Here is a 13,244-nt window from a genome sequence, read left to right on the forward strand (position 1 = left end):
GCGGAACCGGGTCGGCTGACCAGGAACAACGGGCGCGCCCTCCGGCGTTGGCCCGGCATGACCACGATCGGATTCATCGGCGCCGGCCACATCGGCGGAGCGCTCGCCCGCCTGGCCGTCCAGCACGGGCAGACGCCCGTCCTCAGCAACTCGCGCGGTCCGCACACCCTCGTCGACCTGGTGTCCGAGCTCGGCGACGGCGCGCGCGCCGGTACCGCCGAGGAGGCCGCGACCGACGGCGACGTCGTCGTCGTCACCGTGCCGTTCCACGCCTACGCGCAGGTCCCCGCCGAGCCGCTGGCGGGCAAGGTCGTCATCGACACGAACAACTACTACTGGGAGCGCGACGGCCACGTGGCCGCGCTCGACGACGGCTCGACCACCAGCGCCGAGCTGCTGGCCGACCACCTGGGCGGCGCCCGCGTGGTGAAGGCGTTCAACCACATCACCGCCGCCGACCTCGGGTCGAAGGGCGCGCCCGCCGGGACGCCCGGCCGCCGTGCGCTCGCCATCGCGGGGGACGACGCGGACGCCAAGGCCGAGGTCACCGCGCTCATCGACCGCTGGGGCTTCGACGTCGTGGACGCGGGCCCGCTGTCCGAGGGCTGGCGGTTCCAGCGGGACACCCCCGCGTACGGTGCCGAGCTCGACGCCGAGGGGCTGCGCGCCGCGCTCGCCGCGGCGACCCGCTGACCCGACCACCCCGGCGACCGGTGCGGCGCGGTGGCGGCGCGGCTCAGCCCGCGGTGCCGTCGCGCTGCTCCGGGACCCGGACCTCGGGCGCGAGCCGGTAGCCCAGGCCGCGCACGGTGCTGATCGCGGTCCGGTCCCCCGACCCGTCCGCGAGCTTCCGGCGCAGGTTCGCCATGTGCACCTCGATGCTGCGCCGGTCCGCGTCCGTCGGCGTCGGCACCGCGTGCGGCCCGTGGACCGCGACCGCCACCGCGAGCTCGTCCTTCGACACCGGCTGACCGGCGCGCTCCGCGAGCGCCACGAGGATCTCGAACTCGCTGCGGGTCAGCGGCACCGGGCGGTCCGCCACGCGCACGCACCGCGCGGGCACCTCGACCACGAGGTCCCCGCGCACCAGCACCCGGCCGTCGTCGAGGCCGGAGTCGTCTCCGATCGCCATCGGCTCACGGTACGTCGGCCCCTCGCCGCCCGCGCGGGCAGGCCCGCCACCAGCGGCCTCGGCCCGGCGGGGGTGCCAGCACCCACCCGCCCGACGCCGTCCCTCAGTTCTCCTGCAGCCCTCCCCCGGACCGCCGATGAGCCCCCCGTCCACGAACACGGGGGTCGCCCCCGTCCGACAGGGGGAGAACCCAGTGCACACTTCGCGCACGCGATCCGGGCGCCTGAAGCGCCCCGTCGCCCTCGCGACCGCCGCGGTCGTCGCGGCGATGCTGATCCCGGCAGGCGCCGCGGTCGCCGACGAGGGCGAGACCGACCCGAACGCCGTCGTCGAGACGCAGCCCATCGCCGACCCGCAGCCCGCCGACCCGCTTCCCGCCGACCCGCAGCCGGACCCGCAGCCGCAGCCCGACACCCAGGACGAGAGCTCGACCACGCCGGTCGAGCCGACCCCGGTCTCGTCCGGGTCGGGCTCCGAGCAGGACGCCTCGCCGACGCCGGACACGCCGGTGCAGGGCGACACGTCCGACACCGACGTCCCGGACGACACCACGCCGGTCGCCGACCAGCCGTCCACCGGCACCACCACGCCCGAGCAGGACGCCCCGGACACCGACCAGGGCTCTGGCGACACCGGTCCGTCGTTCTCCGCCGGCGGCTTCAGCGTCTCGGGCTACTCCCTCGACCAGCAGGGCAACCGGGTCGCCGTCGTGGGCCAGGCGCTCACGCTCTCGCGCACCGAGCCGACGCCCGAGGGCGCGGAGTACTCCTGGGACTGGCGCACGGACGGCGGGTGGCGCGGGAACTCCGCCCAGTTCACCCCGACGACCGACGACGTCGGCAAGCAGCTCGTGCTCACGGTGATCGCGTACTCCGACGGCGGGTTCCACCCCGTCCTCACGGAGAACCTCGGCGTCGTGCTCGCCGAGGCGCCCGCCGCCGGCCCCGGCACGCCGCAGCCCACCACGCCGGTCGACAACGACCCGCAGCCGGACGACCGCGTCGAGGCGCCGGACGAGTGGACCGACTTCGTCTTCTCCGGCACCACCACGGACGAGTGGGGCGACCCGGTCGCCACCATCGGCACGCCGATCACCGTGCGCCCGACCACCAACTGGATGGCCGGCACCACCTTCACCTACGAGTGGCGGCTCGACGACTGGGACGGCCCGGTCGTCGGCGAGGGCACGACCTACACGCCTACGGCCCTCAACCGGATGATCTACCTGGTCGCCGACCCGACGTCGCCCGACGGCAGCACCCGCGGCGCCGGCACGATCGTCGCCTGGAACACGATCGACCCGACCGTCCCGGACGACTCCGACGACTCGGACGACTCCGACGACGACTCGGGCCTGAAGCCGATGCCCGAGGGCTGGTTCCAGGTCGACGGCGGCAACGGCTACGAGCTGGCCTACGGCAAGGAGTACACGGCGACGCCGACCGGCTTCGCGCCCGGCGCCGAGTACACCGTCCGCTGGACGGTCGACGGCGTGCAGGTCGGCTCGGGCCGGACGTTCACCCCGGCCGCCGGCCAGATCGGCCAGTTCGTCGACCTCGAGTTCGAGGTGCGCGCCGAGGGCTACGAGACGTACAAGTCGGTGCGCTCGGCCGGCTGGGTCCAGGCGCAGCCCACGGTCACCGTGTCCGCCCCGACCATCACCGCCGGCGCCGGCGCGACCGTGACGATCTCGGTCAAGGGTCCGGCCAAGGGTCCCCAGGTCACGGGCCCCGTCGACCTCTACGTGCACGGCAACGGCTACAGCCAGCCGCTCACCGGCCAGTCGCTCCAGAACGGGGTCGCCACCTACCGCATCCCGAATCTCCCGGCCGGCTCCTACGAGCTGACCGCGTCCTACACGGGCGACCAGATGTGGGCGCGCTCCTTCTCGATCCTGACCGCCTCGTTCGGCGGCTACACGTTCGCGCAGGGCGAGGGCACCCTGAAGGTCCTGCCCGGCGCCGCCACCGTCACCGCCCCGGCCACGCTCACGGTCCCGGTCGCGATGCGCTCGACGTTCGACGCGAAGGTCTCCGTGCAGGGCTCCGTGCTCCCCGGCTCGTGGACCCTCCGCGAGGGCACGACGGTCCTGGGCCACGGCTCGACCCACGACGGGCGGTTCGCCGTCACGGTGCCGGTGCTGAGCGCCGGCACGCACACCCTCGTGCTCGAGGTGCCCGCCACCGCGTGGTCGGCGGCCGGCTCGACGACCATCACGGTCACCGTCGTCGGCGAGCCCGTCCGGACCGGCACCACGCCGTCCGCCGCGCTCGACACCCCGAAGGCCGCCACGGCCCCGGGGCAGCAGATGGAGCTCGTCGCCGAGGGCTTCCAGCCCGGTGAGACGGTCGCGTTCTACCTGCACTCCGACCCGGTGTTCCTCGGCACCGCCGTCGCGGACGCGAACGGCGTCGCCCGGCTGATGGCGACCGTGCCCGGCGACGTCCCCACGGGCGCGCACACGGTGTACGCCACCGGCGGCACCACCGGCCGCTGGGCCACGCTGGCGGTGCAGCTCGCCGTCCCCGCGCCGACCGAGGTCACCCCGGTGTCCGCCCCGGTCGCGGCGGCCCCGGCGGCCGTCACGCCGGCGGCGACCGGTGCCGGTGAGCTCGCGGTGACCGGCTCCGAGGGCGGCGCCCTCGGCCTGGCCGCGGCGTTCCTCGTCGCGGTCGGCGGCGCCCTGGTGCTCGTCACCCGCCGGGTGCGCGCCCTGCGCTGACGCCCTGCCGCACGACGGCCCCTCGACCCGCGGACCGGGTCGGGGGGCCGTCGTCGTGCGGCCTGGGTGCTAGCACCCGCGGGCGCGAACGTCCCGAGCGGATTTCCGCTCCGGGCGGCACCGACTGCCGATGGGGCCGTCGATCGCGACCCACCGACCCCGGGGACCTCATGCCACGCCTCCTCCACCGGCGCCTCCGGCGCCCCGCCGCCCTGACCGCGGTCGCCGCGGTCGCCGCGGTGCTGCTCTCGGCGCCCGCCGCCCTCGCCCACACCTCGTCGCTCTCCGTCGCCTCGGGCACCGAGGCGGCCGGCGAGCAGGTGACCTACCAGTTCTCCTGCCAGCTCGACGAGGGCGACACCGCGCGCGGCGCCGACTGGTCGCTCTGGACGTGGACGGGCGAGGAGACCGGCGTGTCCGGCGGGGTCACCCTGACGACCAACACGCCCACGCAGCGCGCCGGGACGTTCACGGTCGACTACGCCGACGTCGACCCCGGCCTGTACAACCTGCACCTGCGCTGCCCGTTCCGCGAGGACGGGTACTTCCCGGCGAACCGGACGGTCGAGCTCGACGGGCCGGTCCAGCAGGACGTCGCGACCACCACGACGCTCACCGCGTCCCGCACGGCCGGCGTCGTCACCGGCGACCAGGTCACCTTCACCGCCACCGTCCCCGGCGTCCCCGCGGGTGACGTCGTCTTCACCATCGGCGGCACCGAGAACGTGACCGTCCCGCTGTCCGGCGGCACCGCCACGACGACGCGCACGATCACCGGCCCGACCAGCGTCGTCGCGGCCTACACCGGCACCTCCGGGTACGCGCCCTCCGCCTCCGGCTACGTCGGCATCGACCCGGTCACGGCGATCACCCCGGGCGTCGTCGGCCTCACGAGCACGCCGACGGTCGGCGCGCCGGTGACGGTCGGCACCCACGGCTGGGCGCCGTCCGAGGCGGACGGGCTCACGCTCACCTACGCGTGGAAGAACGCGGACGGCGTCACGCTGGCCACCGGCCCGACGTACACGCCCACGCCCGCCGACCTGGGCACCGCCATCCACGCCGAGGTCACCGGCACCCGCGCCCCGCTGGCGCCCCGCACGGTCAGCACCAACGCCCCCGTCGTGCTGCCGGGCACGATGTCCGGCGCGGTCGCGATCACCGGCACCACGGACGGCGTCGCCACCGCCGGCAGCACCCTCACCTCGGTGCCGTCCGGCTGGCCCGCCGGCGCGTCCTTCGCGCACCAGTGGTACGTCGACGGCGAGCTCCGCTCCGAGCAGGCCACCTTCACCCCCGGCACCCGCGACCTGGGTCAGGAGACCTGGCTCGAGGTCCGCGTCACCGCCGCCGGCTACGGCCAGGAGTACGGCAGCGCCTGGGCGACCGTGGCCCAGGCGACGCCGACCGTCACCGTCGGGTCCTCCACCATCGTCGTGGGCCGGGACGCCACCGTGCCCGTGACCGTCGCCGGCCCGAAGGGCGGTCCCGTCCCCACCGGCGGCGTGCAGGTCACCCTGACCCCGCAGGGCGGCGGCGCGCCGGTCGTCCTCGACGAGGTCGCGCTCGGCGCGAAGGGCACCGCGTCCGTCGTGGTCCCGGGCCTGGGAGTCGGCCGGTGGACCGCCACCGCGACCTACGCCCCCGCGAGCGACCAGCACAGCTACGCGCGAGCCTCCTCCGGCTCGTCGGGCCCGTACCGCGCCGCCACCGGCACCGGCACCGTGACCGTCACCAAGCCGGCGGCCACCGTGACCGCGCCCGAGCGGCTCGACGTCCCGGTCGCCACGCCGGGCACCTTCGAGGTCACCGTCGGCGGTTCGCCGCGGCCGACCACCTGGCTGGTCCGCGAGGGCGACACGGTCCTCGTCCGGGGCGACGTCCCGGCCGACGGCCGCGTCCGGGTCACCCTGCCGGTCCTGGCCCCGGGCACCCACACCCTCGTCCTGGAGCTGCCGGAGACCTCGGAGGCGGCCGCGACGACCCGCACGATCACCGTGACGGTCGGCGGCGAGCCCACCCGGGTCGGCGCGCTGCCGACCGCGACGCTGGACACCCCGAAGGCCGCCACGGCCCCGGGGCAGCAGATGCAGCTGGTCGCCGAGGGCTTCGAGCCCGGGGAGACCGTGGCGTTCTACCTGCACTCCGACCCGGTGTTCCTCGGCACGGCCGTCGCCGGCGCCGACGGCGTCGCGCGGCTGCTCGCCGACATCCCGGCCGACGTGCCGTCGGGCGCGCACACCGTGATCGCCACCGGCGGGACCTCCGGCCGGTGGGCGACGCTCCCGGTCGAGCTCGCGGTGCCCGCCGCGGGCGCGACGCCCGCCGCCGCGGACCCGGAGCTCGCCGTCACCGGCGCGCAGTCCGGGCTCGTGATGGCCGGGGCGTGGCTGATGCTCCTGACCGGCGGCGCGCTCGTGCTCGTCGCCCGCCGGGTGCGCGCGCAGCGCTGACACGCCCTGCCGCACGACGGCCCCTCGACCCGCGGATCGGGTCGGGGGGCCGTCGTCGTGCGGGCTGCAGCCCGGCGCCCCTGGTCCCCGGCTCTTTCTCGCACGGTCGCCCGATCGATCAGGGTGCGGCGAGAGAACCGGGCGGGGATCAGCCGGGCCGCCGGCCGGGCGCGGTCCCGTCAGCAGGCGTCGAAGACGTGCGCCGGGTCGTCCGACGTGCTCAGGTCCCGGTCGCGGCGGATCGTCGACGGCGCCCGGTCCGGGTCGGCGCAGGCCGCCGCGAAGCCGTCGTCGGTGTACTCGATGTCCAGCACCGCGGCGCCGTAGACGTCCGTGTACGCCGCGCACTCGTCGTACTGCGCGCACTCCTCCGCCACCGCGAAGTCGAAGCCCGCCTCGTCCCGCCCGCGAGCCCCGAGCTGCGGGGTGTTCTTCTGCCCCGCCGCGAGCCCCGCGTCGTGCGCGACCGCCACCAGCCGGGCGGCCAGGTCGACCGCGCCGTCCTCGTCGAGCCGGCCGCCGGACCGGGTCCACGAGTCGAGGTTGTCGAGCTCGACCGCGACGAACCCGCGCTCGGCGCACGCCCGGACCTGCGCGCCGAGGAGGTCCGCGAGCGCCGCCCGGTTCGCCGCGGTCGTCGTGTCGAGCAGCAGCTCGTCCGGCCAGCCCTCGTCGACGACGGGCTCCCCCGCGTCGTCGCGCAGCACCAGGTCGGGGTGGTCGGCGAGCCACGCCTCGCGGTCGCCGGGCTGGGTCTGGAACCCGTTGACGTAGCAGGCGGACCAGAGGCCGGGCTCGGGCTCGTCGGTGACGTCGCGGACCACGCCGCCGACACCGTCCGGGACGGGGTAGCCGCCCCCGAGCTGGTAGTCGACGACGACGCCCGCCGGCGGACCGCCGGGGTGGGGCTCGTCGGAGGCGGCGCGGGTCGGCTCGCCCGCGTCCGCGTCCGCCGAGCCGGGCCCGTCGGCGGCGACGTCGGCACCACGCGCGCCGTCGTCCGCGCCGCCACCCGCCGCGCAGCCCCCGACCAGCGCGAGCGCCAGCGCCGCGGCGGGTGCCGCACGGACCAGCCGGGCGAGCACGCTCACAGCACCGCCGCGAGCCCCTCGAGGGCCGCGAGGGGGTCCGGACCCGCGGGCGCGAGCACCACCGCGTCGGCGCCGGCCAGCGCGAGCCCGTCCAGCCGCGCCCGGGCCTGCTCCGGCGTCCCGACGACCGCGAGCCGGTCGACCCAGGCGTCCGGCAGCGCGGCCGCGAACTCCGCCCGGTCCGGGGTCCGGTCGCGCAGGCCGCGGAACTCCGCCGCGAAGTCCATCGGGTCGATGTGCGGCGCCCAGCCCGGGTCGCCGACCCAGGCCAGCGCGGGCCGCACCCGGTCCCGCGCGGCGGACGCGTCGGCGTCGACGGCCGCGACCTCGTACGCCACCACCCGGTGGTCCGGCGCGTGGCCGATCTGCGCGATCGCCGCGGCCAGGTACTCGGGACCCACCGGCTCCGCGAGCACGGTCCCGTCGGCGCACCGGCCGGCCGCGGCGAGCGACTTCGGCCCGCGCACCCCCGCCAGCACCGGCGGCACCTCGGACGGCGGGGTCTCCAGCCGCACGCCGTCCAGCCGCACGTACCGGCCGTCGACGGTCACCTCCTCGCCGCGCAGCAGCGCGCGCAGCGCGGTCACGTACTCCTCGAACGCGGTCAGCGGGCTGGCCGGCCACGCACCGGCCTGCCGCATCCAGTCCGGCATCCCGTGGCCGATGCCGAGGTGCAGCCGGCCCGGGAACAGCTCCGCGACCGTCGCCGCCTCCATCGCCGCGAACGCCACGTTGCGCGCGCCGACCGGCAGGATGCCGACGCCGACGCGGATCCGCTCCGTCACCGCGAGCGCCGCCGCGGCCTGCGCCATCCCGCCGCGGAACCCGAGGTCCTCGACCACCCAGAGCTCGGCGAACCCGAGCTCGTCGGCGCGTCGCGCGTAGGGCAGCACCTGGCGGGCGGGCAGGTCACGGGGCAGCAGGACGCCGACGTCGAGGCTCATGCCCCGACCCTACGGGCGCGGCGCATCCCGGTGTGCTGTCCTGGTGCCCTGACCCGCGGCGTCGCGGGACCCGCCCACGTCGGGAGGTCGGCCATGGCCAGGCTCGTCTACTCCGCGATCACGTCGCTCGACGGGTTCGTCGCCGACCGCGACGGCCGGTTCGACTGGAGCATGCCGGACGAGGCGGTGCACCAGCGGGTCAACGAGCTGCACCGCGGCGTCGGGACGTACCTGTACGGGCGCCGGCTCTACGACGTGATGGTCGCGTGGGAGACGATGGAGACCGCCGACGAGCCGCCCGCCGTCCAGGACTACGCCCAGCTCTGGCGCGCGGCGCACAAGGTCGTCTACTCGACCACCCTCACCACGCCGCGCAGCGCGCGCACCCAGGTGGAGCCGACCTTCGACCCCGAGGCGGTGCGCCGGCTGCTGCACAGCTCGCCGCACGACGTGCTGGTCGGCGGCGCGCACCTCGCCGGCCTGGCGCTGCGCGCCGGGCTGGTGGACGAGGTGCACCTGTTCGTGTCGCCGGTCCTGGTCGGCGGCGGGACCCGGGCGCTGCCGCGGGACGTGCGCGTCGACCTGGAGCTGCTGGACCTGGAGCGGTTCGCGAACGGGGTGGCGCACCTGCACCACCGGGTGCACGAGGTCCACTGACCCCGCGGGCCACGCCGAGGTCGTCACATCGCGGCGAGGTCGTCAGACGTTCGTGACGACCTCGCCGTCTTCTGCCGACCTCACCGCCGGACGGGGAAGCTGAGGTGCGTGACCCCGCGCGACGGCACCACCACCGTGGGGTCGCCGAGCGGCACGGGCCCGCCGGCCTGCGCCGTGAAGTACGGCCGACCCGACCCGAGGAACACCGGCACCAGGTCGACGTTCACCGCGTCGAGCAGCCCGGCGGCGTGCACCTGGGACGCGATCGTCCCGGCCGCGACGCCGACGACCTTGTCCCCCGCGAGCTCTTGCGCCGCGGCGACCGCCTCCAGGACGCCCTCGTGCATGACCACCAGGTCGGGCGACCCCAGCGCCGCCGACTCCCGGACCGGCCGGTGCGTGAGCAGCACGAACGGCACGCCCAGCGGGTGCTTCCCGCCCCAGCCGTCGGTGAGGTCGAACAGCTCGCGCCCCACGACCAGCGCCCCCAGCTGCTCCCGCCACGCCAGCCAGTACGCGGCGCTTTCCTCCGTCAGCCGGAACGGCGGCAGGTCGCCGTGGTTCTCCACCACGACGTCGCCGGCGTCGTACCAGCCGAACAGCTCGTCGATCCCGTGGTCGTGCCGCGCGATGAAGCCGTCGAGCGACGTGGTCGCCGAGGCGATGACCTGGCCCATGCGCGCGACGCTAGTCCCGCGCCGCGCCCCGGAGAAGGGGTCAGACCTTCGCGTGCCGCGCCCGGCCGAACGCGTATACCCCGTACGCGGCGAACCCGAGCGCGACGAGCGTCAGCAGCACCGCGCCGAACGGCAGGTCCGCGAGCGCGTGCAGCGCCGCGTCCAGGCCCTCGGCCTTCTCCGGGTCGGCCTGCACGGCGGCGACCACGAGCAGCACCCCGACGACCGCCAGCGCCGCGCCCTTGCCGATGTAGCCGACCTTCCCGGCCTTCCGCACCCACGGCGCGGGGCTGGACTCGAGGTCCTCCAGGAACTTCTCCTTCCAGCCCTTGACGACGTGGTACCCCGCCACGGCGACGACGCCCACCCCGACGAGCCCGACGAGCACCCGCCCGAACCCCGAGGACAGCAGCCCGGAGGTCGCGCCGCCGGACCCGCCCGACGACTGGTTCGTCAGCACCGACACCGTGGTGAACGCGAGCACCGCGTACGTCACGGCCTTCGCCGCGGCCTTCAGGCGGTCGGCGGTCTCACCCCAGGCGATCGCCTCGGTCGCCTGCCACAGCGCCAGCAGCACGAACCCGACCAGCAGCACCCACAGCAGCACCTGGCCGAAGCCGTTCCCGGCGACCTGCTGGAGCGCGCCCTGCTGGTCGGCCTGCTCGCCGCCCGAGGTCCAGGCGAGCTGGACGGTCACCCAGGCGAGGAGCAGGTGCAGCACGCCGCTCGCGGCGTAGCCGAGGCGGGCACCCTTCTCCAGGATCGGGTGGTCACCGGCGCGGGCGGCTGCGTGCTGGACGTCTCCGGTCATGCAGCGAGGGTGGCATCCGCTGGGGTTGGTGGCGACCGGGACCCCACACCTGCTTCAACTTGACGACACCTCGGGCTCGAAACCGGACGCGGCCCGAAGATCGATGCGCCGATGAGTAGAAACGGAGGGGTACGGGAACCGGCGCTGAAGGTCACACCACAACTAGTCAGGATGATCGCCAGGCCGGGCCCGCTACGCGGGGGGGGAGTTCCGCAATGAAGTAGGAGCGGACGCTGTCTGCGAGCCACACCCTGTCGTTCCCGCGGTAGAACCTCGCACCTTCGTGGTGGGCGCGCTGAGCGTCGATCGCGAGAACCACCGGGTCCGGGGACTTGCGTCGACCCACTTCGCGAGCAGTCTCCCGATCCACCGAAAGATGGACATACTGGCGTTCCATGGGCCAGAGACCGTCTATTAAGATCGTCCTCGAACTTCGCGGCGACGTGCCATGGAACAGTAGATTTGGCGGGGCCGCAGGAGTCTTTGAGATGCGGCCAGGGACCGAATGACCATAGAGGGCACGAATTCGATCACCCTCGATCTCGTGCCGCTTCTTGGATGCGCCAGCGACCATCTCGACGACGCCTTTTACGTCTAACGCGGACCACGCCGGCTCTCGGCGCAACGCTTCGACCAAGGAATCGAGTGAAGTCCAACCATCGGCGTCCAATTCGAGCTCGAATACCCAGGGCTCATGGCGAAGAGCGTGAGAGACCGCGCGGCTCAGGTCACTCAAAGTCGATCAGGTCCTCGACGGCCTGGCGCAGCCACTCGTGAAATCCGTCATACTCCGCACGATCTTCCCACCCCGGTGATGCGAAGTCGTGGATAACCACGACACGCCTCCCGCGGTCTTCTGGCTCCCAGCACGCAACGTCGTCGGTGTCCTGTCGCCGCGCGAATGGGACAAGGTCGCGCGATGGAAAGCGTCGCTTCAAGCCCGAGCGGCGTTCGCGTAATTCGGCGCCCTCAAGAATGTGCCAGGGCTCGAGGTTGGTCAAGCCGAGTTCAACTATCCGCGCAAAAGAAGGCGGATACCAAAATCCGACTGGGAGCTCTTCAGTCGTCAATAGATCTGCCATCAGTTCCGCTTCGCCGCGAGTAGCCGGGTGTTGTCCACCGATGTGAGACCTCCATCCGGCATCCTAACGGCATCGATCGGATCGCCTGACCAACCGCGACTGCTCATGCTCGACTCGATCTTCGCGGCCCCATTTACTGAACTCTGACTGAAACGGACATTGGCTGAGGGTACCGACTTCGCCGTAGCGCGCCTGACCACCGTACGGGCCGCAGCCGCAACCGCTTGACCCGCCTTTGCTACTGCGGCGCTCGCTTGCTGAGCAGAACCGCGGCGCGTGTAGCGAGGGCAGCAGCGCCCCGTCTGACGGCCGGCGCGACGGCGACCGCGGCCTTGCCGATCAGTCCGCCAGCCGCGCCAGCGATCGCCCCGACGGCGGTGTCACGAGCGAGGGCTGCCCATGAGAACGCCTGCGTCTTCTGGACCTGCGAGCGCCACAGATTTGTTGCAGCGCTGGCAGCGGCGCCACCCAAGGCTGCACACCCGACGCTGCCCACGCCCCACGACGCCGCGAGGCATCCGCCGGTGACGACTCCCCCGACGATCCCGCCGACGATCTCCGCCTGGTACTTGTTCACGAACCGCGTCGTCGATCGCCAGGCCGAGCTCGCCTTCTGCTTGACCCACTTGCCGAACGAGAACAGCCCCGTCGGGTCCCAGTACGACACCGGGTTGTTGTCCGCGTACGAGTACGCCCCCCACTGCTGGGGGCTCGACGTCTCGAACACCGGGTCGACCGAGACGAACCGGCCGATCTTCGCGTCGTAGTACCGCGCCCCCACCTGCGTGAGGCCACTGGTGTCCTGCACCTTGTTCATGAACCCGCGGTCACCCGGCCAGGTCCCTGTCGCGGTGCCCCGGGCGTTCCCGTACGGGTCCGTCCGCCGCTGGGTCACGGCCTTGGTCGTGTTCGCGATGGAGATGGTCGCGGTCTGGTGCGGGTCCGCCACCAGCGAGCTCACCGTCGAGCCGGACATCCCGGTCCGCATCGCGATGTTCTGCCCGTTGAACGAGTAGTAGCGCGTCGCCTTCACGACGTTGGTCGCCGTAGTGAGGTTCAGCTCCTGGCCGCCGGGCAGGTACACCGTCGTGACATCACCCTGCCGGCGGATGAGCCGGTCGCCGTCGGCGGTGTAGAGCGCCTGCATCACGGTGGCGGTGCCCTGCGTGATCGCCTCGAGCCGGCCCTCGGCGTCCCACTTGAGGGTCTGCCCTGCTGCCCCGGCGACGTTGCGGGTCGTCGTGTTGCCCGCCGCGTCGTACGCGAAGGTGCTGGTGGCGGCGCCCGCCACGCCGGCCTGCGTGACAGACGTGACGGCGTGCGGACGCGCCGCGCCGCTCGCCGGGTAGGCGTAGGTCCGGGTCGTGTCGCCGGTGCTGGTGTGCACGACCTCGCTCTTGCGGTTGCCCGCGGCGTCGAGCGTGTAGTCGATCCAGTACGGCGCCGGACCGCCGAGCGACGTGGCGGACCGGGCCGCCCCGCAGTTCGCGTCAGCCGGCGTCCAGGCGGACGTCAGCTGGCGCAGACCGTCGTACGCGAAGCACTGCGCGTCGACCGGGCGGCCGGTCGGTCGATCGACGACCGAGGTCGGGTTGCCCATCTGGTCGTACGCGTACGTCAGGTCCATGCTGTTGCCGAGAATCTCGAGTGCGGCCCGCTCGCCGCCGGAGGTCCG

The 13,244-nt window shown here is 74.1% G+C and carries 12 protein-coding genes; 4 read left to right on the forward strand and 8 right to left on the reverse strand.

Going from position 1 to position 13,244, the window contains the following annotated elements:
* Positions 1 to 57: 57 nt before the first annotated feature.
* A complete protein-coding gene (locus AC3WUG_RS04455) occupies positions 58 to 693 on the forward strand; it encodes an NADPH-dependent F420 reductase (protein ID WP_492326548.1) in 636 nt (211 codons plus the stop codon).
* Positions 694 to 736: 43 nt separating this feature from the next.
* Here AC3WUG_RS04455 and AC3WUG_RS04460 read toward each other — a convergent pair whose 3' ends face one another.
* A complete protein-coding gene (locus AC3WUG_RS04460) occupies positions 737 to 1,132 on the reverse strand; it encodes a winged helix-turn-helix domain-containing protein (RefSeq protein WP_492326549.1) in 396 nt (131 codons plus the stop codon).
* Positions 1,133 to 1,400: 268 nt separating this feature from the next.
* Between AC3WUG_RS04460 and AC3WUG_RS04465 the strand changes: the two genes are divergently transcribed.
* Both AC3WUG_RS04465 and AC3WUG_RS04470 read left to right on the forward strand, forming a co-directional pair.
* Positions 1,401 to 3,854, forward strand: a complete 2,454-nt coding sequence (locus AC3WUG_RS04465; RefSeq protein WP_492326550.1) for an Ig-like domain-containing protein — start codon at positions 1,401 to 1,403, stop codon at positions 3,852 to 3,854.
* A 170-nt stretch (positions 3,855 to 4,024) separates the two neighbouring features.
* Positions 4,025 to 6,307 carry a hypothetical protein gene (locus AC3WUG_RS04470; protein ID WP_492326551.1) on the forward strand — a complete coding sequence of 761 codons (2,283 nt, stop codon included), beginning with the start codon at positions 4,025 to 4,027 and terminating at the stop codon, positions 6,305 to 6,307.
* Between the two features lie 179 nt (positions 6,308 to 6,486).
* Here the strand turns inward: AC3WUG_RS04470 and AC3WUG_RS04475 are convergent, their stop codons facing one another.
* Positions 6,487 to 7,398: an endo alpha-1,4 polygalactosaminidase gene (locus AC3WUG_RS04475; RefSeq protein WP_492326552.1), complete on the reverse strand. Its 912-nt coding sequence runs from the start codon at positions 7,396 to 7,398 to the stop codon at positions 6,487 to 6,489.
* On the reverse strand, positions 7,395 to 8,342 hold the full coding sequence (locus AC3WUG_RS04480) for an LLM class flavin-dependent oxidoreductase (RefSeq protein ID WP_492326553.1): 948 nt from the start codon (positions 8,340 to 8,342) through the stop codon (positions 7,395 to 7,397). Before AC3WUG_RS04480 ends, AC3WUG_RS04475 begins: the two co-directional genes overlap by 4 nt.
* Before the next feature lie 93 nt (positions 8,343 to 8,435).
* On the opposite strand from AC3WUG_RS04480, the gene AC3WUG_RS04485 reads away from it, so the two are divergent.
* Complete coding sequence (locus AC3WUG_RS04485) at positions 8,436 to 8,999, forward strand: dihydrofolate reductase family protein (protein ID WP_492326554.1); 564 nt, start codon at positions 8,436 to 8,438, stop codon at positions 8,997 to 8,999.
* 80 nt (positions 9,000 to 9,079) lie between these two features.
* Here AC3WUG_RS04485 and AC3WUG_RS04490 read toward each other — a convergent pair whose 3' ends face one another.
* From AC3WUG_RS04490 to AC3WUG_RS04510, 5 genes are all read right to left on the reverse strand, one after another.
* Entirely contained in the window at positions 9,080 to 9,676 is a 597-nt protein-coding gene (locus AC3WUG_RS04490) for a dihydrofolate reductase family protein (RefSeq protein WP_492326555.1), read from the reverse strand.
* 40 nt (positions 9,677 to 9,716) lie between these two features.
* On the reverse strand, positions 9,717 to 10,487 hold the full coding sequence (locus AC3WUG_RS04495) for a DUF1206 domain-containing protein (protein WP_492326556.1): 771 nt from the start codon (positions 10,485 to 10,487) through the stop codon (positions 9,717 to 9,719).
* A 166-nt stretch (positions 10,488 to 10,653) separates the two neighbouring features.
* On the reverse strand, positions 10,654 to 11,223 hold the full coding sequence (locus AC3WUG_RS04500; RefSeq protein WP_492326557.1) for an RNA 2'-phosphotransferase: 570 nt from the start codon (positions 11,221 to 11,223) through the stop codon (positions 10,654 to 10,656).
* A complete protein-coding gene (locus AC3WUG_RS04505; RefSeq protein WP_492326558.1) occupies positions 11,216 to 11,488 on the reverse strand; it encodes a hypothetical protein in 273 nt (90 codons plus the stop codon). The genes AC3WUG_RS04500 and AC3WUG_RS04505 overlap by 8 nt, the downstream gene beginning before the upstream one ends.
* Before the next feature lie 319 nt (positions 11,489 to 11,807).
* Positions 11,808 to 13,196: an RHS repeat-associated core domain-containing protein gene (locus AC3WUG_RS04510; RefSeq protein ID WP_492326559.1), complete on the reverse strand. Its 1,389-nt coding sequence runs from the start codon at positions 13,194 to 13,196 to the stop codon at positions 11,808 to 11,810.
* Between the last annotated feature and the right edge of the window lie 48 nt (positions 13,197 to 13,244).

The organism is Cellulomonas sp. EB106-03-03-XG116 (genome assembly GCF_058792015.1).